This window comes from Parasaccharibacter sp. TMW 2.1884 (assembly GCF_023337695.1).
Taxonomy (GTDB): domain Bacteria; phylum Pseudomonadota; class Alphaproteobacteria; order Acetobacterales; family Acetobacteraceae; genus Bombella; species Bombella apis.
Window position 1 is genome coordinate 117,815 of record NZ_QORR01000005.1, and the last position, 20,705, is coordinate 138,519.

Annotated in this window: 30 protein-coding genes; all 30 read right to left on the reverse strand. The window is 57.3% G+C overall.

Features of this window, described 5'->3' with window-relative positions; genetic code table 11:
- Positions 1-30: 30 nt before the first annotated feature.
- The 30 genes from DTI93_RS08340 to rpoC all read right to left on the reverse strand — a co-directional run bounded on the left by DTI93_RS08340 (position 31) and on the right by rpoC (position 20,682).
- Positions 31-1,050, reverse strand: coding sequence for a DNA-directed RNA polymerase subunit alpha (locus DTI93_RS08340; RefSeq protein ID WP_043558320.1), 1,020 nt, complete (start codon positions 1,048-1,050; stop codon positions 31-33).
- A 142-nt stretch (positions 1,051-1,192) separates the two neighbouring features.
- On the reverse strand, positions 1,193-1,585 hold the full coding sequence (rpsK, locus tag DTI93_RS08345; RefSeq protein WP_043557862.1) for a 30S ribosomal protein S11: 393 nt from the start codon (positions 1,583-1,585) through the stop codon (positions 1,193-1,195).
- A 50-nt stretch (positions 1,586-1,635) separates the two neighbouring features.
- On the reverse strand, positions 1,636-2,013 hold the full coding sequence (gene rpsM / locus DTI93_RS08350; RefSeq protein WP_043558318.1) for a 30S ribosomal protein S13: 378 nt from the start codon (positions 2,011-2,013) through the stop codon (positions 1,636-1,638).
- A gap of 204 nt (positions 2,014-2,217) precedes the next feature.
- On the reverse strand, positions 2,218-2,796 hold the full coding sequence (locus DTI93_RS08355) for an adenylate kinase (protein WP_086442052.1): 579 nt from the start codon (positions 2,794-2,796) through the stop codon (positions 2,218-2,220).
- A complete protein-coding gene (secY, locus tag DTI93_RS08360; protein WP_043557860.1) occupies positions 2,793-4,169 on the reverse strand; it encodes a preprotein translocase subunit SecY in 1,377 nt (458 codons plus the stop codon). Before secY ends, DTI93_RS08355 begins: the two co-directional genes overlap by 4 nt.
- A 94-nt stretch (positions 4,170-4,263) precedes the next feature.
- Positions 4,264-4,752 (reverse strand): 50S ribosomal protein L15, encoded by a 489-nt coding sequence (rplO, locus tag DTI93_RS08365; RefSeq protein WP_043557858.1) that lies wholly within the window; start codon positions 4,750-4,752, stop codon positions 4,264-4,266.
- A gap of 1 nt (position 4,753) precedes the next feature.
- Positions 4,754-4,945, reverse strand: a complete 192-nt coding sequence (gene rpmD, locus DTI93_RS08370) for a 50S ribosomal protein L30 (RefSeq protein WP_043557856.1) — start codon at positions 4,943-4,945, stop codon at positions 4,754-4,756.
- Positions 4,938-5,507, reverse strand: a complete 570-nt coding sequence (gene rpsE / locus DTI93_RS08375; RefSeq protein WP_043557855.1) for a 30S ribosomal protein S5 — start codon at positions 5,505-5,507, stop codon at positions 4,938-4,940. The genes rpmD and rpsE overlap by 8 nt, the downstream gene beginning before the upstream one ends.
- Before the next feature lie 12 nt (positions 5,508-5,519).
- Positions 5,520-5,882, reverse strand: a complete 363-nt coding sequence (gene rplR / locus DTI93_RS08380; RefSeq protein ID WP_043557853.1) for a 50S ribosomal protein L18 — start codon at positions 5,880-5,882, stop codon at positions 5,520-5,522.
- The gene (gene rplF, locus DTI93_RS08385) at positions 5,882-6,418 is read right to left on the reverse strand and encodes a 50S ribosomal protein L6 (protein ID WP_043557852.1); all 537 of its coding nucleotides are present in this window, start codon (positions 6,416-6,418) and stop codon (positions 5,882-5,884) included. Before rplF ends, rplR begins: the two co-directional genes overlap by 1 nt.
- Positions 6,419-6,427: 9 nt before the next feature.
- Entirely contained in the window at positions 6,428-6,826 is a 399-nt protein-coding gene (gene rpsH / locus DTI93_RS08390; protein ID WP_043557850.1) for a 30S ribosomal protein S8, read from the reverse strand.
- A 13-nt stretch (positions 6,827-6,839) separates the two neighbouring features.
- Positions 6,840-7,145: a 30S ribosomal protein S14 gene (rpsN, locus tag DTI93_RS08395; protein ID WP_043557849.1), complete on the reverse strand. Its 306-nt coding sequence runs from the start codon at positions 7,143-7,145 to the stop codon at positions 6,840-6,842.
- 131 nt (positions 7,146-7,276) lie between these two features.
- Positions 7,277-7,843 carry a 50S ribosomal protein L5 gene (gene rplE, locus DTI93_RS08400; protein ID WP_043557848.1) on the reverse strand — a complete coding sequence of 189 codons (567 nt, stop codon included), beginning with the start codon at positions 7,841-7,843 and terminating at the stop codon, positions 7,277-7,279.
- Positions 7,844-7,853: 10 nt separating this feature from the next.
- Positions 7,854-8,174, reverse strand: a complete 321-nt coding sequence (rplX, locus tag DTI93_RS08405) for a 50S ribosomal protein L24 (RefSeq protein ID WP_081562857.1) — start codon at positions 8,172-8,174, stop codon at positions 7,854-7,856.
- Complete coding sequence (gene rplN, locus DTI93_RS08410; RefSeq protein ID WP_043557844.1) at positions 8,174-8,542, reverse strand: 50S ribosomal protein L14; 369 nt, start codon at positions 8,540-8,542, stop codon at positions 8,174-8,176. Before rplN ends, rplX begins: the two co-directional genes overlap by 1 nt.
- A gap of 12 nt (positions 8,543-8,554) precedes the next feature.
- Positions 8,555-8,830, reverse strand: coding sequence for a 30S ribosomal protein S17 (gene rpsQ, locus DTI93_RS08415; protein ID WP_043557843.1), 276 nt, complete (start codon positions 8,828-8,830; stop codon positions 8,555-8,557).
- Positions 8,831-8,843: 13 nt separating this feature from the next.
- Positions 8,844-9,080, reverse strand: a complete 237-nt coding sequence (rpmC, locus tag DTI93_RS08420; RefSeq protein WP_043557842.1) for a 50S ribosomal protein L29 — start codon at positions 9,078-9,080, stop codon at positions 8,844-8,846.
- A gap of 2 nt (positions 9,081-9,082) precedes the next feature.
- On the reverse strand, positions 9,083-9,499 hold the full coding sequence (gene rplP, locus DTI93_RS08425) for a 50S ribosomal protein L16 (protein ID WP_043557840.1): 417 nt from the start codon (positions 9,497-9,499) through the stop codon (positions 9,083-9,085).
- A gap of 57 nt (positions 9,500-9,556) precedes the next feature.
- Entirely contained in the window at positions 9,557-10,234 is a 678-nt protein-coding gene (gene rpsC, locus DTI93_RS08430) for a 30S ribosomal protein S3 (RefSeq protein WP_043557839.1), read from the reverse strand.
- A gap of 3 nt (positions 10,235-10,237) precedes the next feature.
- Positions 10,238-10,663 (reverse strand): 50S ribosomal protein L22, encoded by a 426-nt coding sequence (gene rplV / locus DTI93_RS08435; RefSeq protein WP_043557837.1) that lies wholly within the window; start codon positions 10,661-10,663, stop codon positions 10,238-10,240.
- Between the two features lie 2 nt (positions 10,664-10,665).
- Positions 10,666-10,944: a 30S ribosomal protein S19 gene (rpsS, locus tag DTI93_RS08440; protein ID WP_043557836.1), complete on the reverse strand. Its 279-nt coding sequence runs from the start codon at positions 10,942-10,944 to the stop codon at positions 10,666-10,668.
- Between the two features lie 16 nt (positions 10,945-10,960).
- Complete coding sequence (rplB, locus tag DTI93_RS08445; protein WP_081562856.1) at positions 10,961-11,791, reverse strand: 50S ribosomal protein L2; 831 nt, start codon at positions 11,789-11,791, stop codon at positions 10,961-10,963.
- An 18-nt stretch (positions 11,792-11,809) separates the two neighbouring features.
- Positions 11,810-12,106 (reverse strand): 50S ribosomal protein L23, encoded by a 297-nt coding sequence (locus DTI93_RS08450; protein ID WP_181005181.1) that lies wholly within the window; start codon positions 12,104-12,106, stop codon positions 11,810-11,812.
- 41 nt (positions 12,107-12,147) lie between these two features.
- Positions 12,148-12,762, reverse strand: a complete 615-nt coding sequence (gene rplD, locus DTI93_RS08455) for a 50S ribosomal protein L4 (RefSeq protein ID WP_043557831.1) — start codon at positions 12,760-12,762, stop codon at positions 12,148-12,150.
- Between the two features lie 5 nt (positions 12,763-12,767).
- Positions 12,768-13,451 (reverse strand): 50S ribosomal protein L3, encoded by a 684-nt coding sequence (rplC, locus tag DTI93_RS08460; protein ID WP_043557830.1) that lies wholly within the window; start codon positions 13,449-13,451, stop codon positions 12,768-12,770.
- Between the two features lie 10 nt (positions 13,452-13,461).
- Positions 13,462-13,770, reverse strand: a complete 309-nt coding sequence (gene rpsJ / locus DTI93_RS08465) for a 30S ribosomal protein S10 (protein WP_018980179.1) — start codon at positions 13,768-13,770, stop codon at positions 13,462-13,464.
- A 114-nt stretch (positions 13,771-13,884) separates the two neighbouring features.
- Positions 13,885-15,075 (reverse strand): elongation factor Tu, encoded by a 1,191-nt coding sequence (tuf, locus tag DTI93_RS08470; protein ID WP_043557828.1) that lies wholly within the window; start codon positions 15,073-15,075, stop codon positions 13,885-13,887.
- A 108-nt stretch (positions 15,076-15,183) separates the two neighbouring features.
- Positions 15,184-15,660, reverse strand: coding sequence for a 30S ribosomal protein S7 (gene rpsG, locus DTI93_RS08475; RefSeq protein ID WP_043557827.1), 477 nt, complete (start codon positions 15,658-15,660; stop codon positions 15,184-15,186).
- 12 nt (positions 15,661-15,672) lie between these two features.
- A complete protein-coding gene (gene rpsL / locus DTI93_RS08480; RefSeq protein WP_023979007.1) occupies positions 15,673-16,044 on the reverse strand; it encodes a 30S ribosomal protein S12 in 372 nt (123 codons plus the stop codon).
- Positions 16,045-16,365: 321 nt separating this feature from the next.
- The gene (gene rpoC / locus DTI93_RS08485) at positions 16,366-20,682 is read right to left on the reverse strand and encodes a DNA-directed RNA polymerase subunit beta' (RefSeq protein ID WP_043557824.1); all 4,317 of its coding nucleotides are present in this window, start codon (positions 20,680-20,682) and stop codon (positions 16,366-16,368) included.
- Positions 20,683-20,705 lie beyond the last annotated feature (23 nt).

Consider the following 20,705-nt stretch of genomic DNA (forward strand, 5'->3'; position numbering starts at 1 on the left):
CCTTCTACCCGAACTTCCCAGCCGGGGTTCTTAGAATGTCTCGTCGAGACGCCGGGCCAGATCCTCGATGCTCTCCGGCGGCCAGGCCGGGACATTCATCCCCAGCGAAAGCCCCATGCCTGTGAGCACTTCCTTGATCTCATTCAGCGACTTACGACCAAAATTCGGAGTCCGCAGCATTTCCTGCTCGCTCTTCTGCACGAGGTCGCCAATATACACAATATTGTCGTTCTTCAGGCAGTTTGCGCTACGCACGGAAAGCTCAAGCTCATCCACCTTACGCAGAAGGTGACGGCTGAACGGCAGATCATCCTGCGGCTCTTCATTCTGAACCGGACGCGGCTCATCGAAATTGATGAAGAGCTGAAGCTGATCCTGCATGATGCGGGCAGCCAGTGCCAGTGCGTCTTCCGGAGTGACGACTCCGTTTGTCTCGACACTCAGCAGCAGCTTGTCATAGTCGGTGACCTGTCCAACACGGGTCGGCTCCACCTTGTAAGACACACGCTGCACCGGCGAATAGATCGCATCAATGGGGATCAGCCCGATCGGTGCATCATCCGGACGGTTGGCAGAAGCAGGGACATAACCCTTGCCCATGTTCACCGTGAATTCCATGCCAAGCTTGACATCATCGTCAAGCGTGCAGATCACCAGCTCCGGATTCATGATCTCAATGTCATGGCCCGTCTGAATCTGCCCAGCCTTCACTTCTCCCGGCCCTGTTGCCGTGAGAACCATACGCTTCGGGCCCTCACCATGCATGCGCAAAGCAAGCTGCTTCACATTCAGCACGATGTCGGTCACATCCTCACGCACACCCGCAACGGATGAGAACTCGTGAAGGACCCCGTCAATCTGGATGGCCGTAACAGCAGCACCCTGAAGGGAGGAAAGAAGAATACGACGCAGGGCGTTGCCCATCGTCAGGCCAAAGCCACGCTCAAGCGGCTCTGCAACGATGGTTGCCATACGGGAAGGAACCGGGCCAGGCTCGACTTCAAGCTTCTCCGGTTTGATGAGAGACTGCCAATTTTTCTGGAGAACCAAGATCATGGCCTTTCAAACAACGAAGCCCGCCACAGGATGGCGGTGCCAGGCCCGCACTGTCGTGCGGTACGAACTCACCAAGGTCAATCTGGCTGCACCATCCATTCGTGACAGCCAGACCTACCAGATTTTTGCGTCCAGATCAGACGCGGCGACGCTTGCGCGGACGGCAACCGTTATGCGGCACCGGCGTCATGTCGCGGATGGATGTGATCGTGAACCCGACAGCCTGAAGGGCACGCAGAGCGCTCTCACGCCCTGAACCAGGACCGGAAACCTCAATCTCCAGCGTTTCCATGCCGTGCTCGCGGGCCTTGCGCCCTGCATCCTCGGCAGCAACCTGAGCTGCATACGGGGTGGACTTGCGGGAGCCCTTGAAACCCTGTGCGCCGGAGGAGGACCAGGCGATGGCGTTGCCCTGGGCATCAGCAATCGTGATCATCGTGTTATTGAAGGTGGAAAGAACGTGAGCAACACCGGAAATGATGTTTTTACGTTCCTTCTTACGGATACGCGGTGCGGCAGCCTTGGCCATAGTATGCTTGTCCTATTAAATCTGCGATAGGGTGAAAGAAGCGGCGCCTATCAGCGCGTTGCCTTCTTCTTACCTGCAATGGCAACAGCCTTACCCTTGCGGGTCCGGGCGTTGGTATGCGTACGCTGACCACGAACCGGCAGACCACGACGATGACGCAGGCCACGATAGCAGCCAAGGTCCATCAGACGCTTGATGTTCATCGCCGTCTCACGACGGAGATCACCCTCCACACGATAATCGCTATCGATCAGGTCACGAATCTTCGTCACCTCATCATCAGACAGCTCATTCACGCGCTTGGCATTGTCGATACCGAGCTTCTCACAGATAGCCTGTGCGCTCGAAGGACCAATGCCATAAACATAGCGCAGACCGATGACCACCCGCTTGTTGGTCGGAATGTTTACGCCGGCAATACGTGCCACGCCAATTCTCCCATCCACACGGCCCAAAGCCGTGTTTACAAAAATCTTTGTCTGACCGGACCATGGCCGCTCACCGGCGTCGGTCCTCAGAACGATTCCAGCCCCACCATCAGGGCCGTACGCTCACCTTATGCTGGGCGAATATACTGCCCTGCCAGACAAGTCAAACCATAAAGATCACTTTTTCGTGATCAGCTCATTCATTCAGGAGCCTGCCCGATCGAGAATGGCATCAATCGCCCTCCCGACTGTTTCGACATCCTGCATACCATCAATGCGGTTCAGACGACCGTTCTGCTCATAATAGGGCAGGATGGGGGCCGTCTGCTTCCGGTACATCTCCAGCCGGGCATGGATCACCTCAGGATGATCATCAGCCCTGCGAGAGCCATCTTCATGCTGCCGTTCAGACAGACGCTTCACCAGCGCTTCCTCACTGACCTCCAGAAGAATGACTGCATCAATCTTAAGCCCCTGCTCCTTCAGCATGGAGTCCAGAATCTCTGCCTGGCTTTCAGTCCTCGGGAAACCATCAAGGATGACACCCTTTCCACAGTCAGGCTGAGCGATACGGTTTTCAATCATCTGAACGATGATCGGATCAGGAACAAAATGCCCCTTCTCCATCAACGCCTTCACCTCCATACCAATCGGTGACTGCGCCTTCACCTCGGCACGAAGCATGTCCCCTGTTGAGATCTGCTTCATGCCCCGGCTGTCTTCAAGACGTTTTGCCTGTGTCCCTTTGCCCGCACCCGGCGGGCCAAGAAGAATGATGTTCACCGTAAGTTCCTTCTTTCCTTGCCCGCCCGGCCACGGGCTCCCTTCCGGCCACGCTGCTTGCGGATGAGCCCCTGATACTGATGGGCCACCAGATGGGACTGGACCTGTGTGACCGTATCGATCGTCACGGAGACAATGATGATCAGACTGGTTCCCCCAAAATAGAACGGCACATTATATTTGTTGATCAGGAACTGCGGCAGCAGACAGACCAGCACCATGTAGGCGGCACCGATAGTCGTCAGCCTTGAGAGAATCCGGTCAAAATAACGGGCCGTATTCGCACCCGGTCGGATACCCGGTACAAAACCACCCTGCTTTCTCAAATTCTCAGCTGTCTCTTCAGGATTGAAGGTTACCGCAGCATAGAAATAGGAGAAAAAGACGATCATGAAGGCATAAAATGCCATGTAAAGTGGCTGCCCCTGGGAAAGCCACTGCCCGACATGCCCCAGAAATCCACCATTGTTATGCATGAAGCCTGACAGCGTTGCCGGCACCAGCAGAACGGATGATGCAAAGATCGGCGGGATGACCCCGGCTGTATTGACCTTCAGCGGCATGTGCGTGGAATCGCCACCATAAATGCGGTTACCCACCTGCCTCTTGGGATACTGGATCACGACACGCCGTTGTGCCTGCTCCATGAACACGATGAAGGCAATGACAGCCAGCGCCAGCAGCAGGAAAACCACGACAAAAACCGGAGACAGCGCTCCAGTACGTCCCAGCTCCAGCAAGCTCCCCAGTGCATGAGGCAGGTTGGCCACGATACCCGAGAAAATGATCAGGGAAATACCGTTCCCGATACCCCGGGAGGTTATCTGCTCACCCAGCCACATCAGGAACAGGGTTCCCGTTACCAGCATCACGACATAAGAGACGAGGAAAGTCGGACCCGGCGAGATGACAGCACTGAGCCCTGCCTGCGTGTGCATGCTGCTCAGCCCCATGGCAAAGCCATAGGCCTGCACGATGGCGATCAGCACCGTCAGATAACGGGTATACTGGTTCAGTTTTTTGCGCCCACTCTCCCCTTCTTTCTTCAGCGCTTCCATGGAAGGCAAAGCCGTGGAAAGAAGCTGGATGATGATGGATGCACTGATGTAGGGCATGATGTTGAGAGCAAAAATGGTCATGCGCCCCAAAGCGCCACCCGTGAACATGTCAAACATGCCCAGGATGCCACCCTGCTGCTCCCCAACAAGCTGCCCCAGCACAGAGGCATCAATCCCCGGAACCGGGATGAATGTTCCCAGTCGATAAACAATCAACGCACCCAGCGTGAACCAGATCCGTTTTTTCAGCTCCGTCGCCTTCGCGAAGGCACCCATATTCAGGTTACCGGCCAGCTGTTCTGCGGCAGAAGCCATCTCCCCGTCCTTTCATGAAAACAGCGCCACCGCACATCGTACGGGACGCTGTTCACTAGTTCACCGTCGTCCCAGCAGGCTGGGCAGGACAGGCTCAGGCTTCAGCCTGAGCATCCTTCTTTGCGGCCAGAACCTTCACAGAGCCACCGGCCTTCTCCACTGCAGCCACAGCAGCAGCAGAGGCACCGGACACTTCAAAGTTCACGCCTTGAGACAGTTCACCTTTTGCCAGAAGACGCACACCAGCAACCTTGCGGCTACCGACCAGACCAGCCTGGTACAGTGCTTCTTCCGTCACAGGAGCAGAGGCGGAAAGCTTGCCAGCCTCCAGAGCCTTGCTCACTGCACCGATATTCACCGCAGCATATTCCTTGCGGAAAATGTTGACGAAGCCACGCTTCGGCATACGGCGATAGATCGGCAGCTGACCACCCTCAAAGCCATTGATGGCCACGCCGGAGCGTGCCTTCTGACCTTTGTGACCCTTTCCGGAGGTCTTGCCCTTGCCGGAACCGATACCACGCCCGAGACGCTTCTTGTGATAGCGTGCCCCGGCGTTGTCGCGCAATTCATTCAGGTTCATATCAACCCTCCACCTTCACCAGGTGGGACACCTTGCGGATCATGCCACGGACAGAAGGGGTATCCTCCAGCTCACGGCTGGAACCGATGCCACGCAGGCCCAGCCCCTTCACCGTTTCCGCCTGACCCGGTTTGGAACCGATCACAGAAGCGATCTGCGTCACCCGGATTGTCTTGCCTTTTGTCTCAGACATTGGCAGCCTCCGTCTCTGACTGCTCACGACGTCCGAACAGCTCGAATGTCTTCTTGCCACGGCGGGCCGCAACCTGACGCGGGCTGCTTGCACGCTCAAGAGCGTTGAAAGCAGCTTTGATCATGTTGTGCGGGTTCCGGGTCCCGAGGCTCTTGGCAACAACGTCGCTGATGCCCAGGCTCTCGAAGACAGCACGGATCGGACCACCAGCGATGATCCCCGTACCAGCCTCAGCTGCACGGACGACAACCTCACCAGCACCGAAATGGCCCACTGCATCATGATGCAGAGTCCGGCCTTCTTTCATCGGTACACGGATCATGTTGCGACGGGCGCGCTCGGTTGCCTTACGAATGGCTTCCGGCACCTCACGGGCCTTGCCAGCACCGTAACCGACACGACCCTTCTGGTCGCCAACAACGACCAGAGCCGCGAAGGCGAAACGCCGACCACCCTTAACAACCTTGGCGACACGGTTGATGGTTACCAGCTTGTCAACCAGCTCATCACCCTGCTCGCGCTCACGACCACCACGGCCGCCTTCTCTTGGCTCACGTGCCATGTGTGATCCTCCTTAGAAAGACAGCCCGCCCTCACGGGCAGCCTCTGCCAGGGCTTTCACCCGGCCATGATAGAGATAGGAGCCACGGTCGAACACGACTTCCTTGACCCCAGCCTTGACAGCGCGCTCAGCAACGAGCTTACCGATAACGGTAGCTGCTGCGATATTCGCACCCGTTTTACCGGCTTCACGAACACTCTTCTCAAGCGTAGAGGCGCTGGCCAGCGTAATTCCACGGGCATCGTCGATGACCTGGACGTGGATATTCTTGCTGGAACGGAAGACCGACAAACGCGGCCGGCCGCCGCTCTTGCGACGAAGCTGGAAACGCAGCCGCTTGCGGCGGCGTTCCTGCAATCCTTGCAGCGATGCCATTACTTCTTCTTACCTTCTTTCTGACGCAGAACTTCGGTCTCATACCGGACACCCTTGCCCTTGTAAGGCTCGGGCTTGCGGAAGCTGCGGATATCCAGAGCTACCTGACCAACGCGCTGCTTGTCGTTACCTTCAACCAGAATGGCTGTCGGGCGGGGCGTCGTGATTTTCACATCGGACGGGATCGGATAGATCACATCGTGAGAGAAACCGAGGTTCATGACCAGATTGGAACCCTGAACAGCAGCACGGAAACCCGTACCCTGGATCTCAAGCCCCTTCTGGAAGCCCTCAGAGACACCTTTGATCATGTTGGCGAACACCGCGCGGGATGTCCCCCACATCGTCCAGCTCTTGTTGGTACGACCACCCAGCGGAGACACGGTAACCTTGCCGTCGGCAATCTTCACATCAACATGAGAAGATACCGGCACGCTGAGCTCACCACGTTTACCCTTGACGCAGAACATACCGTCCTTGACAGCTGCTTCCACGCCTGCGGGGAGGTCAATAGGATATTTACCTACGCGAGACATATTCCCTCCTTAGAAGACGCGGCAGAGGATCTCGCCACCAACATTGGCAGCCCGAGCCTCGACGTCTGAAAGAACACCGCGCGGCGTGGAGAGGATGGAAACACCCAGACCAGCATAAACACGCGGCAGCTCTTTGATTTTGGAGTACACACGGCGACCCGGACGGGACACGCGATGGATCTCGCGGATCACCGGCTGACCATCTGTGTACTTCAGCTCGATACGGAACTGGGAAATGCCCTTGCGGACTTCCTCGGTCGTGTAACCGCGGATATATCCTTCGCGTTTCAGTGCTTCAAGAACACTGGCACGCAGCTTGGACGCCGGAGCAACGCAGGCAGCATGGCGGGCACGCTGAGCGTTACGGACCCGGGTGAGCATATCACCCAAAGGATCAGACATAGACATTCAGACTACCCTTTTACCAGCTGGACTTGACCATGCCGGGGATCTGCCCCGTAGAAGCAAGGTCACGCAGAGCAATACGGCACAGTTCAAACTTGCGGTAGTTCCCACGGGGACGACCGGTCAGTTTGCAACGCAGGCGCACACGGGTCTGGGACCCATTACGCGGCAGCTTGGCCAGTTTAAGTGTCGCTTCGAAACGCTCCTCCATGGAGAGAGAGCGGTTCTTGATAGTATTTTTGAGAGCGGTCCGCTTTTCAAGGTCACGCTGCGCCATGGCAGCACGACGATTATTACGGTTCACCGCAGAGACTTTCGCCATCTCGAATCTTCTCCCGGAACCTGTCAGGCCTATCCCGACGGTTTTCCAATCACCGGACTTGTAACGGAAACTCCCCCCTCATGTGAAGGGGGAAAGTCCATTTTCCCGTGATTGATACGAAAAATTGTCGCTCAGGACACGAACGGCAGATCAAATGCCTTCAGAAGAGCCTTCGCTTCTTCATCAGTTTTTGCCGTTGTCACAAAGATGATGTCCATACCACGGATGGCATCAACCCTGTCATAATCAATTTCCGGGAACACGATCTGCTCTTTCAGACCCATGGCAAAATTGCCACGGCCATCAAAGCCCTTGTTCGCCGGAAGACCGCGGAAGTCACGGATACGCGGCATGGCGATCGTCACCAGACGATCCAGGAACTCGTACATGCGAGCCTTGCGCAGCGTTACCTTACAACCGATCGGCAGCCCTTCACGAATACGGAAGCCCGCAACAGCCTTGCGTGCCACAGTCTTGACCGGCTTCTGACCAGAGATCAGAGCCATCTCTTCAACAGCGGCATCCAGCTTCTTCTGGTCAGCAGCAGCCTCACCGACCCCCATGTTCAGGACAATTTTCTCCAGTTTGGGGATCTGCATGTCGCTCTTATACCCGAACTGCTCACGCAGCTTGGCGCGGAGCTTGTCCTGATATTCCTGCTGCAGACGGGGCAGAACGGCACTCTTGTTATCGCTCATCGTTCGCTCCTCAGCCTTCGATCACTTCGCCGGTCACCTTGGCAACACGGACCTTGCGACCATCTTCCAGAACACGGAAACCAACACGGGTCGGCTTACCACTCTTCGGGTCGATCAGCTTCAGATTGGACAGATGAACAGGCATCTCACGCTCGATGATGCCGCCACCCTCGCCCATACGGTTCGGCTTGGAGTGGCGCTTGGCAACAGCCACGCCACGCACCACAGCCTTTTCCACCTTCGGCAGAACGGAAAGGACTTCCCCACGCACACCGCGGGAACGCCCTGTCAGGACCAGAACCTGATCACCTTTTTTGATACGTGCAGCCATTACAGCACCTCCGGAGCCAGGGAGATGATCTTCATGAACTTGCGGGCACGCAGCTCACGAACAACCGGGCCAAAAATACGCGTACCAATCGGCTCCTGCTGCTTGTTCAGCAGGACAGCAGCGTTCCGGTCAAAGCGGATGGCGGAGCCATCTGCACGACGCACCGGGTAAGATGTGCGAACGATGACAGCCTGATGGACGTCACCCTTCTTCACCTTCCCGCGGGGAATTGCTTCCTTGACGGATACGACAATGATGTCGCCGACCGAGGCGGTCTTCCTCTTGGAGCCACCCAGCACTTTGATGCACTGCACCCGACGTGCACCGGAGTTGTCAGCTACGTCAAGGTTGGTCTCGGGATGAATCATGTGTCTACCCCCTTATGCGCCGACAGAAGTCGAAGCGGCCTCGGCAACATCGACTCCATTACGGGAAACGACCGTCCACGTCTTACGCTTGGAGAGAGGTGCGCACTCAACGATGCGGACCACATCACCAACCTTGCATGCATTGGCGCCATCATGCGCTGCATACTTCTTGGAACGGCGGATAAACTTTTTATAGAGCGGATGCATGACACGACGATCAACAAGAACGGTCACCGTCTTGTCCATCTTGTCACTTGTCACCCGCCCTGTCAGGACGCGCCTGGGCATCGTCCGTCTCCTCTCAGGACTTGGCGGCGGACGTTTTTGCGCCCGCACGGTTCTTCGACTGGTTCAGCAGTGTCTTGATGCGGGCGACAGCACGACGCACGATCCTGACACGGCTGGTGTTCTCGGACTGGCCTGTAGCCGCAGAGAAACGCTGGTTGATCTGCTCACGCTTCAGATCCAGCAGGAGAGCCTTGAGCTCATCCTCGCTCTTTGCGCGCAGCTCGGCAACCTTATAGGTCGTCTCAGCCATTCTCAAGCCTCCCCGATACGCTGAATGAACTTGGTCTTGATCGGCAGTTTTGCAGCTGCCAAGCTAAGAGCCAAGCGAGCAACCTCCGGCGGCACCCCTTCAATTTCGAAGAGGATACGACCCGGCTTCACACGGGCTGCCCAGTACTCGGGGTTACCTTTACCGGAACCCATACGCACTTCTGCCGGCTTTGTCGAGACCGGAGTGTCAGGAAAAATACGAATCCAGACACGTCCGGCACGCTTCATGGCACGCGTGATGGCACGACGGGATGCCTCGATCTGACGAGCCGTGATACGCTCAGGCTCCAGAGCCTTCAGACCATACGCACCGAAATTCAGCTGCGTACCGCCCTTGGCCATCCCATGAATGCGGCCCTTGTGGGCCTTACGAAACTTTGTCCGCTTTGGAGAAAGCATGATTTTCTATCCTCACATCAAGCACCTCGGATAAAAGACGGGGGAAGCCCCCGCCCCTTAACGCTGAGGAGCCTGCTCCGCAGCACGACGGTCCTGGGCCATCGGGTCGTGAGCCAGGATCTCACCCTTGAAGATCCAGACCTTCACGCCGCAGGAACCGTAAGTGGTGTGCGCTGTAGAAGTCCCATAGTCGATGTCGGCACGCAGCGTATGCAGCGGTACACGACCCTCACGATACTGCTCGTCACGAGCGATCTCGGCGCCACCAAGACGTCCACTGCATGTCACGCGGATACCCTGGGCACCCAGACGCATTGCAGACTGGATGGAGCGCTTCATCGCACGGCGGAAGGCCACACGGCGCTCCAGCTGCTGGGCGATGTTGTCTGCCACCAGAGTCGCATCGATTTCCGGCTTGCGGATCTCGACAATATTCAAAGCGACATCAGCCTTGGCCATGGCGCTGAGGGTCTTGCGCAGGGCATCAATGTCCTGACCCTTTTTGCCGATGATCACGCCAGGACGTGCGGCGTAGATCGTCACACGAGGCTTCTTGGCAGGACGTTCGATGACCACACGGGAAACACCAGCACCCGAAAGCTTCTTGCGCAGGAAAGAGCGCAGCTTCAGATCCTCATGGAGCAGACGGGCATAATCCCCGCCTGCATACCAGCGGCTGTCCCATGTACGATTGACACCGAGCCGAAGCCCGATCGGATTAACCTTATGTCCCATAGATCAGGCTGCCTTCTGCTCTTTTGAGTTCTTGCCGGCCTTCGGAGCTTCCTCAGCTTCAGCGCGCTCAGCAACAACAATCTTCAGGTGGCTGAAAAACTTCTCAACACGAGCAGAACGACCACGGCCCCGTGCATGGAAGCGCTTCATCACGATCGACTTGCCAACCTCAGCAGTCTTCACCACCAGCTTGTCAACATCAAGCTGATGATTGTTTTCTGCATTGGCCACGGCACTCTCAAGAGCCTTCTTGACCTGCTGGGCGATACGGCGACGGGAGAACGTCAGCGCAGCGATTGCCTTGCCTGCCGGCTGGTTGCGGATCGTGGCAGCAACCAGATTCAGCTTGCGCGGGCTGACACGGATGTTGCGGGCAACAGCCTGTGCCTCTGTATCAGCCAGGGTACGGATATGCTTAGGCTTACTCATGCTCAGCCTCGCTTCGACTTCTTATCGGAACCATGACCGGTATAAGTACGGGTGGGTGAGAACTCACCAAACTTATGACCGACCATATGCTCCGTCACCTGCACAGGCAGGAACTTCTGACCATTATAGACGCCGAACGTCAGCCCGACGAACTGCGGCAGGATGGTGGAACGACGGGACCAAATCTTGATCACCTCATTCCGGCCCGATGCACGGGCCTTCTCAGCCTTGCCAAACAGATACCCGTCGACGAACGGGCCTTTCCAGACGGAACGTGCCATCTTCTATGCCCCTCTCTTACTTGCCGGTTTTACGACGACGGATAATCAGGCTGTCCGTCTTCTTGTTGGTACGGGTCTTGTAGCCCTTGGTCGGCACACCCCACGGTGTGACAGGATGACGGCCACCAGAGGTACGACCCTCACCACCACCATGCGGATGGTCGACGGGGTTCATGACCACACCACGGTTGTGTGGACGACGCCCCATCCAGCGACGACGACCTGCCTTACCAAAGTGCTGGTTCATGTTGTCCGGGTTGGAAACCGCACCAACAGTTGCCATGCACTCGGCACGCACGATACGCAGCTCACCGGACTGCAGCTTGATCTGTGCGTAACCGGCATCCTTGCCAACGAGCTGGGCATAGTTGCCAGCCGAACGGGCCAGCTTGCCACCAGCACCGGGCTTCAGCTCGATGTTGTGGATGATCGTACCAACCGGCATGGAAGCCAGCGGCATGGCGTTGCCCGGACGGACGTCAGCATGATGGGCAGCAACCACACGGTCACCAGCCTTCACGCGCTGCGGAGCCAGGATATAGGCCAGCTCACCATCCTCATAGCGGACCAGTGCGATGAAGGCCGTACGGTTCGGGTCATATTCCAGACGCTCGACCGTGCCGACAACATCGAACTTGCGACGCTTGAAATCAACATAACGGTAGGACTGCTTGTGCCCGCCGCCACGGAAGCGCACGGTTGTACGCCCGTAGTTGTTACGGCCACCAGTCTTGTTCTTGCCTTCCGTAAGCTGCTTGACGGGCTTGCCCTTCCAGAGCTCACTCCGGTCAATCAGCACGGTACCACGAGTGCTTGGTGTCGTGGGATTAAAGTGCTTCAATGCCATGGTATCTTACCCCGCGCCTCAACCAAGCTTCGCTGTGAGGTCAATTGACTGACCTTCAGCAAGCTGGACATACGCCTTCTTGATGTCAGAACGGCGACCCGGACGACCTTTGACGCGCTTTGTCTTACCTTTCTGGATCAGGGTGCTGACACCAGCCACCTTGACGTTGAAAAGCTTCTCGACAGCGACCTTGATCTGCGGCTTCGTTGCTTCCAGAGCCACCTTGAACACAACCTGGTTCTTCTCAGAAGCCATGGTTGCCTTTTCAGTGATCAGCGGTGCACGCAGCACATCAAACAGAGCTTCCTGAGACAGGCCAGCAGCCGCCTTGCGTGCATTCAGAACTGTTTTCGTTGTCATGCCAGACGCTCCTTGAGACCCTCAAGAGCAGCGTGGGTAATCACCAGCACATCATGCTTGAGAATATCATAAACATTTGCCCCGATCGTGGGCAGGAGATCGATCTTGGGCAGATTGGCAATCGCACGGGCAAACGGCTGGTCAGCAACCTGATCTACGATCAGCGCAGACGAGCAGCCAAGAGCCTTCAGACGGGCAGCAGCCTCACGGGTCTTCTCAACGCCAGCCAGATCCTTCAGAATGATCAGCTTGCCTTCAGAAGCCTTCTGGGAAACGGCAGAGCGCAGCCCGAGACGACGCACCTTCTTGGGGAGGTCGAAACCATGATCACGGGCGACCGGACCATGCACAACACCACCGGTACGGAACTGCGGAGCTCTCAGAGAGCCCTGACGGGCAGAACCTGTCCCCTTCTGGCGATACGGCTTCTTGGTTGTGCCAGAAACGACACCCCTGCCCTTTGTTGCGTGTGTGCCAGCACGACGTTTGGCAAGCTGCCAGTTCACGACGCGGGCCATGATGTCCTTGCGGGGAACAATCCCGAAAATCTCTTCCGGCAGTGCGATTTTACCGGCACTTCCGTTTTCGAGGGTTTTGATATCGTATTCCATATCCCTCACCCGGCGGCCTCAACGGTCGCTGCCGGATATGGCGCGTCCGCATTACGGGCCTTCTTGATTGCATCGCGAACCAGAACAACACTGTTCTTGGCACCTGGGATAGCACCGCGCACCATGATCAGGTTACGCTCTTCATCCACAGCAGCAATTTCGAGGTTTTGTGTTGTCACGCGCTTGTCACCGAGGTGACCAGCCATCTTCTTGCCCTTGAAGACCTTGCCAGGATCCTGGCGCTGACCTGTAGAGCCGTGAGAACGGTGACTGATGGACACGCCGTGTGTCGCCTCAAGACCGGCAAAGTTGTGGCGCTTCATGACACCAGCAAAACCTTTACCCTTGCTGCGGCCCGTGACATCCACTTTCTGACCAACCACGAAATGGGCAGCAGAAAGCTTCGTCCCCGGTTCCAGCAGGGCATCCTCTGCCACACGGAACTCGGCCAGCTTCTTCTTGGGCTCAACCTTCACACGGGCAAAATGCCCACGGTTCGCTTTTGTGACGTGCTTGGCCTTTGCAGCCCCCATACCAAGCTGGACAGCCGTATAGCCATCACGCTCCTGTGTACGGGCATCCACAACCTCGACAGCATCAAGGTGCAGCACCGTCACCGGCACATGTGTGCCGTCTTCTTTAAAGAGCCGGGTCATCCCCAGCTTTTTTGCAATCAATCCGGTACGCATCGTCTGGACCTTAGAGTTTAATCTCGACATCTACGCCAGCGGCGAGATCGAGCTTCATGAGGGCGTCCACGGTCTGCGGGGTCGGCTCGACAATGTCGAGCAGCCGGCGGTGCGTTCTCATTTCGAACTGCTCGCGGCTCTTCTTATCCACATGCGGTGAACGATTCACAGTAAACCGGGCAATATGCGTCGGCAGGGGGATGGGACCCCGAACCCGCGCACCCGTACGCTTCGCCGTATTGACGATCTCTTTCGTGCTGTTATCCAGCACGCGATGATCATACGCTTTAAGGCGAATGCGGATGTTCTGGTCGTCCATGATTTCACTTCATCCTTAATAAACCGGATGCCGTCCTACTGCATTTCTCCTAGAAATGGAACCCCGGCCGAAAAAAATTCGACCGGGGCACCAGATTCCGAAGTCGGCAGGGACTTAGGCGCTGATGGAAGCCACCACGCCGGCACCCACTGTACGGCCACCTTCACGAATAGCGAAGCGGAGACCTTCGTCCATGGCGATCGGAGCAATCAGCTCGACATCCATGGTAGCATTATCACCCGGCATCACCATCTCGGTGCCTTCCGGCAGGGTCACAACACCCGTCACGTCCGTCGTACGGAAGTAGAACTGCGGACGATAGTTGGTAAAGAACGGCGTATGACGGCCACCCTCTTCCTTCGTCAGGATATAGGCCTCAGCCTTGAACTTGCTGTGCGGGGTGATGGTGCCCGGCTTTGCCAGAACCTGACCACGCTCAACATCTTCGCGCTTCGTGCCACGCAGCAGAGCACCGATGTTGTCACCAGCTTCACCGCGATCCAGCAGCTTGCGGAACATCTCGACGCCCGTAACTGTCGTCTTGACGGTAGGACGCAGACCAACGATCTCGACCTCGTCACCGACGTTGACTTCACCACGCTCGACACGGCCAGTCACAACCGTACCACGCCCGGAGATGGAGAACACGTCTTCGATCGGCATCAGGAACGGACGGTCAACCGGACGCTCCGGCTGCGGGATGTAGCTGTCAACAGCCTTCATCAGCTCCAGGATGGCTTCCTTGCCCTGTGCCGGGTTACCATCTTCCAGAACGGCCAGAGCAGAACCCTTGACGATGGGGATATCGTCACCAGGGAAGTCGTAGGAGGACAGAAGCTCACGAACTTCCATCTCCACCAGCTCCAGCAGCTCCGGATCGTCAACCTGGTCAACCTTGTTCAGGAAGACCACCAGAGCCGGCACACCGACCTGACGGGCCAGCAGGATGTGCTCACGTGTCTGCGGCATCGGGCCGTCAGCAGCGGAGACAACCAGAATGGCGCCATCCATCTGGGCCGCACCGGTGATCATGTTCTTCACATAGTCAGCGTGGCCGGGGCAGTCCACGTGAGCGTAGTGACGGTTTTCCGTCTCATACTCAACGTGAGCTGTGGAAATCGTAATACCACGAGCGCGCTCTTCAGGAGCCTTGTCGATCTGGTCATAAGCACTGAAGGTCGCACCACCGGTCTCAGCCAGTGTCTTTGTGATTGCAGCCGTCAGCGTGGTCTTACCATGGTCAACGTGACCAATCGTGCCGATGTTAACATGCGGCTTTGTACGCTCAAATTTAGCCTTTGCCATCGTCTCTCTCCAAAACCTTGACCCACAGGGGCCAGAGGTATGACTGAAACTTCATGCTGGCCACTCTGGAAACCAGAAAATGGCCAGAAGCCTTATTACCGGTAAAAATTACCAGCGATAATGACTGAATGCCTTATTGGCTTCAGCCATACGGTGAGTGTCTTCCCGCTTCTTGACGGCTGCACCGCGGTTGTTCACCGCGTCCATCAACTCATTGGAAAGACGGTCCTGCATGGTGTTCTCACCACGCTTGCGGGACGCCTCAATCAGCCAGCGGATAGCCAGCGCCTGACGGCGTTCTGCACGAACCTCTACCGGAACCTGATAGGTCGCACCACCAACACGGCGGGAACGGACCTCAACGGCCGGCTTTACATTATCCAGTGCTGAGTGGAACATGGCCACCGGGTCCGCAGAAGACCCGCCACGCTTACGCAGCACTTCCAGTGCTCCATAAACGATGCGTTCAGCAGTAGATTTCTTACCATCATACATCAGCGCATTCATGAAGCGCGTAATGACGGCATCTCCGAATTTTGGATCGGGAAGGATCTCACGCTTGACAGCGCGATGACGGCGACTCATTCCAAATACCCCTTATTTCGGCCGCTTTGCGCCATACAGCGAACGGCGCTGACGGCGTTTTGCGATACCCTGCGTATCCAGCACACCACGAAGAATGTGGTAACGCACACCGGGAAGATCCTTCACGCGACCACCGCGGATCAGAACAACGCTATGCTCCTGGAGGTTGTGCCCCTCACCCGGAATATAGCTCACCACCTCATACCCGTTGGTCAGACGCACCTTGGCGACCTTACGCAGGGCGGAGTTCGGTTTTTTCGGCGTTACAGTATAAACACGTGTGCAAACACCACGCTTCTGCGGACATCCCTGCAGAGCAGGAACCTTGTTCCGCTTTGCGGCCGGCTCACGGCCCTTTGCGATCAACTGGTTGATGGTCGGCATGCGCCCTTCCCAATCCTTGTCCATATGCTGACAGGGAAACCCCCGCCACGACATTCCGTTCTAACCGACATGCGGCTGAACCGCCTGTCTTCGCACGATTGCACAGAAGAAAGGAAAGAATCTTCCCTCCTCCAAAGCTACTTGCCTCTGGACTTAACCTTTTTTTCCAAGAAACAAAAGTAGTGCCAGATGCTATTTTTTATTCTGGGACGATTCCTTCACCTTAACAGGCGGGAACTGTCTAAGGCGCGGACCCTAAGTTGGGTTGGCCCGAGAGTCAAGCCTCTCTGCCATAACAGAGAGGCTTGACCCCAGAATTCCTCACTCAGCAGCGTCTTCCACCTCAGCTCTCCCCTTATCGAGGCGAGCCGGTGCCTGGTCTGCTGCAAGATTACGCAGACGCCGCATGGCACCGCCCGTCCCTGCCGGGATGAGACGGCCCACGATCACATTCTCCTTCAGGCCACCAAGCGTATCGATTCTGCCAGATGTGGCGGCATCGGTAAGCACACGCGTGGTCTCCTGGAAGGAGGCCGCAGAGATGAAGGACTGCGTCTGTAGAGACGCCTTGGTAATACCCTGAAGGATCGGCATGGCCTTTGCCGGCTCACGCCCCTGCTCCAGAAGCATCCTGTTGTCCCGCTCGAACTCGATCCGGTCCACAGTCTCACCAATGAGATAGGTGGAATCACCCGGCTCCAGAACCTCAACCTTCTGCAACATCTGGCGGACGATCACTTCAATATGCTTGTCGTTGATCTTCACGCCCTGCAGGCGATAGACGTCCTGAATCTCATTGACCAGATAGTCAGACAGGGCTTCCATCCCCATGACCTTGAGGATGTCATGCGGCACACGGGGACCATCGACCAGCGGGTCACCCTTCTGGACAAAGTCACCTTCCTGCACGGAAATATGCTTGCCTTTGGGTATCAGGTAATCCGTCCGCTCACCCGTCTCGTCATTATGTACGATGACACAACGCTTCGACTTGTAGTCCTTGCCGAACTCGATGCGGCCATCACCTTCGGCAATGATCGCATGGTCCTTCGGACGGCGGGCTTCGAACAGCTCGGCCACACGTGGCAGACCACCGGTAATGTCACGGGTCTTGGAACCCTCGCGCGGAATACGGGCCAGCACATCACCGGCATGGACCACGGCCCCATTCTCCACAGACAGAATACTGTCAGGAGACAGGAAGTAGCGGGCCTCGTTGCCGTTGGCGAGACGGACCACATTGCCATCCGCATCCTTGAGCTGGAGGCGGGGACGCAGATCAACACCCTTGGCGGCCTGCTTATAGTCCACGACAACACGTGAGGTCAGACCGGTCACCTCGTCAACCCGCTCGACCAGCGTGATGCTGTCGATCAGGTCCTGATATTCGACCGTCCCAGCCTGCTCCGTGATGATCGGCAGCGTGTAGGGATCCCACTCTGCCATCTTGTCACCACGCTTGACCTCCTGCCCTTCGGACACCATCAGGCGGGCACCATAAGGCACACGGTAGCGGGCCTTCTCCGCCCCGGTTTCGTCAATCAGCAGAATCTCACAGTTCCGGGACATGACCACAGGAACGTTCTGGGAATTCTGGACGACGTTGCGGTTACGGATGGTCACCTTGCCGTCACGGAAGGCCTCGACCATGGACTGTTCGGCACCACGGGTCGCCGCACCACCAATGTGGAAGGTACGCATCGTCAGCTGCGTTCCCGGCTCACCGATGGACTGGGCAGCGATCACGCCAACGGCTTCACCGATGTTGACCGGCGTACCACGGGCCAGATCACGGCCATAACAATGGGCGCAGATGCCTGCCTTGCTGTCACAGGTCAGGACGGAGCGAATTTCCACCGCTTCAATCCCGGCACCTTCGAGCATCTCGACATCAGCTTCTTCCAGCAGACGGTTGCGCTCCAGCAGTTTCTCACCCGTCATCGGATGGAACACATCCTGGGACAGGGTCCGCCCGAGGGCACGCTCTGCCAGAGAAGCCACGACCTCACCGCTATCCGTCACCGCACGGACAACGAGGCCACGCTCGCTACCGCAATCAGTTTCGGTAATGATGCAGTCCTGCGCCACGTCGACAAGACGACGTGTCAGGTAACCAGAGTTGGCGGTCTTCAGCGCCGTATCAGCCAGCCCCTTACGGGCACCATGGCTGGACGTGAAGTAATCGAGAACTGACAGACCTTCTTTAAAGTTGGCCACAATCGGCTGCTCGATGATCTCACCAGACGGCTTCACCATCAGGCCGCGCATACCGGCAAGCTGCTTCATCTGGGCCGGTGACCCACGGGCCCCGGAATGGCTCATCATCCAGACAGAGTTTGTCGGCTTGCCCGGTACCTGCTTGGAAATCTCCTTGAGCATGGCCGCCTGCACTTCATCCGTACAGCGGGACCAGGCATCCACCACCTTGTTATAGCGCTCGCCAGCGGTGATCAGACCTTCCTGATACTGCTGCTCGAACTCCTTCACCTCTTCGGTGGTTTTGTTGACCAGAGTGGTCTTTTCGGCTGGAACGATCATGTCATCCTTGCCGAAGGAGATGCCAGCCTTGGCAGCGTGGCGGAAACCAAGAGCCATGAGACGGTCACAGAAAATGACAGCCTCTTTCTGCCCGCAGTGACGATACACGGTATCAATCACGTCGGACACCAGCTTCTTCGTCAGCTGACGATTGATCAGGCTGAACGGAATGGCCGGATGCTTCGGCAGGATCTGGGCAATCAGGGCGCGACCCGGTGTCGTCAGGATCATCTGACGGACCGGCTTGCCTTCCTCATCCTGAGCATCCAGACGCAGACGGATCTTGTCATGAAGCTTCAGCGCACCGGAAAGCAGGGCCGCCTCAATCTCGGCCACGGCCGCATAGGCAGGCGGAGCCGCCTTGATGACCTTGCCATCCTTGATCTCGGCTTCATCCGGCGTCAGACGGTACTCGGGCACCTCGAGGCTCAGATAGTACAGGCCAAGCACGATGTCCTGGGAAGGCACAATGATCGGCTTGCCGTTGGCCGGGCTGAGGATGTTGTTGGTGGACATCATCAGCACACGGGCTTCCAGCTGGGCTTCCAGCGAAAGCGGTACGTGCACGGCCATCTGATCACCGTCAAAGTCCGCATTGAAGGCGGTGCAGACCAGCGGGTGCAGCTGGATGGCCTTGCCTTCCACGAGGCTCGGCTCAAATGCCTGAATGCCGAGACGGTGCAGGGTCGGCGCACGGTTCAGCATCACCGGATGTTCACGGATGACCTCTTCGAGGATATCCCAGACTTCCGGACGCTCTTTCTCGACCATCCGCTTTGCGGCCTTGATGGTCGTGGCGTGCCCGTACTTCTCCAGCTTGGAATAAATAAAGGGCTTGAACAGCTCCAGCGCCATCTTCTTGGGAAGACCACACTGATGCAGCTTCAGCTCCGGCCCCACCACGATCACGGAACGGCCAGAATAGTCCACACGCTTGCCGAGCAGGTTCTGACGGAAGCGACCCTGCTTCCCTTTCAGCATGTCGGACAGGGACTTCAGCGGACGCTTGTTGGCCCCGGTGATGGCACGGCCACGACGGCCATTGTCGAACAGCGCATCAACGGCTTCCTGCAGCATGCGCTTTTCGTTGCGGACGATGATGTCTGGCGCACGCAGCTCGATCAGCCGCTTCAGACGGTTGTTACGGTTGATGACACGGCGATACAGGTCATTCAGGTCGGAGGTGGCGAAACGCCCACCATCCAGCGGCACGAGCGGACGCAGCTCCGGCGGAATCACAGGCACGATGTCCATGATCATCCATTCCGGACGGGCACCACTCTCGACGAAGGATTCGACCATCTTGAGGCGTTTGACCAGCTTCTTGCGGGCTGCCTCGGATGTCGCCTTGCGCAACTTCTTGCGCATGACCGTCTTTTCCGAATCGCCGTCCATCACCTCGGCGTCGTAATCGAACGGATCCGGCTCGCCACGCTCCCGGGCAGCACGGCTCAGCTCGGCCTCCTGAGCGTTCGGCAGACCCCAGTCATAGCTGGACAGCGCACGCTTGATGGCCTCGGCACCGATACCGACATCCAGACCGTCATCAGCGAATTCATCCATCAGCTCTTCGCAACGGATTTCATCCAGCAGATACTGGTCACGACGCTTGCCGTGCTTGTAGGACTCGACCTGATCGGACTCGCAGACGCCCTTGTCGAGCACCAGGAACTTCTCGAAATACAGGACCGGCTCAACATCCTTGAGCGGCAGGTCCAGCATCGTGGCAATGCGGCTCGGCAGGGACTTCAGGAACCAGATGTGAGCGACAGGTGAAGCAAGGTCGATATGACCCATCCGCTCACGGCGGACCTTGGCCAGCGTCACCTCGACACCGCACTTCTCACAGACGATCCCACGGAACTTCATCCGCTTGTACTTGCCACAGAGGCACTCGTAATCCTTGGTCGGACCAAAAATCCGGGCACAGAACAACCCGTCACGCTCCGGCTTGAAGGTACGGTAGTTGATCGTCTCCGGTTTTTTGATCTCGCCATAGGACCATGAGCGGATCTGCTCACTGGAGGCGAGCTGGATGCGGATCTGGTCAAACGTGCCTGACTGACCAGACTGACCCAGAATCTTCATGAGTTCGTTCATTTGCCGAAACCCCACTGTGCCGG

What these genes read in the sequence shown, in the direction of transcription:
- rpsK (WP_043557862.1), bottom strand. Translation starts at nt 1,585, where the DNA reads ATGGCCAAGGCTGCCGCACCGCGTATCCGTAAGAAGGAACGTAAAAAC.
- secY (WP_043557860.1), bottom strand. Translation starts at nt 4,169, where the DNA reads ATGGCTTCTGCCGCAGAACAGCTGGCCGGTAACCTGAATATGGGTGCC.
- rplO (WP_043557858.1), bottom strand. Translation starts at nt 4,752, where the DNA reads ATGAACCTGAATGAATTGCGCGACAACGCCGGGGCACGCTATCACAAG.
- rpmD (WP_043557856.1), bottom strand. Translation starts at nt 4,945, where the DNA reads ATGTCTGAGACAAAAGGCAAGACAATCCGGGTGACGCAGATCGCTTCT.
- rpsE (WP_043557855.1), bottom strand. Translation starts at nt 5,507, where the DNA reads ATGGCACGTGAGCCAAGAGAAGGCGGCCGTGGTGGTCGTGAGCGCGAG.
- rplR (WP_043557853.1), bottom strand. Translation starts at nt 5,882, where the DNA reads ATGGCATCGCTGCAAGGATTGCAGGAACGCCGCCGCAAGCGGCTGCGT.
- rplF (WP_043557852.1), bottom strand. Translation starts at nt 6,418, where the DNA reads ATGTCTCGCGTAGGTAAATATCCTATTGACCTCCCCGCAGGCGTGGAA.
- rpsH (WP_043557850.1), bottom strand. Translation starts at nt 6,826, where the DNA reads ATGTCTATGTCTGATCCTTTGGGTGATATGCTCACCCGGGTCCGTAAC.
- rpsN (WP_043557849.1), bottom strand. Translation starts at nt 7,145, where the DNA reads ATGGCGAAAGTCTCTGCGGTGAACCGTAATAATCGTCGTGCTGCCATG.
- rplE (WP_043557848.1), bottom strand. Translation starts at nt 7,843, where the DNA reads ATGAGCGATAACAAGAGTGCCGTTCTGCCCCGTCTGCAGCAGGAATAT.
- rplX (WP_081562857.1), bottom strand. Translation starts at nt 8,174, where the DNA reads ATGGCTGCACGTATCAAAAAAGGTGATCAGGTTCTGGTCCTGACAGGG.
- rplN (WP_043557844.1), bottom strand. Translation starts at nt 8,542, where the DNA reads ATGATTCATCCCGAGACCAACCTTGACGTAGCTGACAACTCCGGTGCA.
- rpsQ (WP_043557843.1), bottom strand. Translation starts at nt 8,830, where the DNA reads ATGCCCAGGCGCGTCCTGACAGGGCGGGTGACAAGTGACAAGATGGAC.
- rpmC (WP_043557842.1), bottom strand. Translation starts at nt 9,080, where the DNA reads ATGGCTGAGACGACCTATAAGGTTGCCGAGCTGCGCGCAAAGAGCGAG.
- rplP (WP_043557840.1), bottom strand. Translation starts at nt 9,499, where the DNA reads ATGCTTTCTCCAAAGCGGACAAAGTTTCGTAAGGCCCACAAGGGCCGC.
- rpsC (WP_043557839.1), bottom strand. Translation starts at nt 10,234, where the DNA reads ATGGGACATAAGGTTAATCCGATCGGGCTTCGGCTCGGTGTCAATCGT.
- rplV (WP_043557837.1), bottom strand. Translation starts at nt 10,663, where the DNA reads ATGAGTAAGCCTAAGCATATCCGTACCCTGGCTGATACAGAGGCACAG.
- rpsS (WP_043557836.1), bottom strand. Translation starts at nt 10,944, where the DNA reads ATGGCACGTTCCGTCTGGAAAGGCCCGTTCGTCGACGGGTATCTGTTT.
- rplB (WP_081562856.1), bottom strand. Translation starts at nt 11,791, where the DNA reads ATGGCATTGAAGCACTTTAATCCCACGACACCAAGCACTCGTGGTACC.
- rplD (WP_043557831.1), bottom strand. Translation starts at nt 12,762, where the DNA reads ATGGAATACGATATCAAAACCCTCGAAAACGGAAGTGCCGGTAAAATC.
- rplC (WP_043557830.1), bottom strand. Translation starts at nt 13,451, where the DNA reads ATGCGTACCGGATTGATTGCAAAAAAGCTGGGGATGACCCGGCTCTTT.
- rpsJ (WP_018980179.1), bottom strand. Translation starts at nt 13,770, where the DNA reads ATGGACGACCAGAACATCCGCATTCGCCTTAAAGCGTATGATCATCGC.
- tuf (WP_043557828.1), bottom strand. Translation starts at nt 15,075, where the DNA reads ATGGCAAAGGCTAAATTTGAGCGTACAAAGCCGCATGTTAACATCGGC.
- rpsG (WP_043557827.1), bottom strand. Translation starts at nt 15,660, where the DNA reads ATGAGTCGCCGTCATCGCGCTGTCAAGCGTGAGATCCTTCCCGATCCA.
- rpsL (WP_023979007.1), bottom strand. Translation starts at nt 16,044, where the DNA reads ATGCCGACCATCAACCAGTTGATCGCAAAGGGCCGTGAGCCGGCCGCA.
- rpoC (WP_043557824.1), bottom strand. Translation starts at nt 20,682, where the DNA reads ATGAACGAACTCATGAAGATTCTGGGTCAGTCTGGTCAGTCAGGCACG.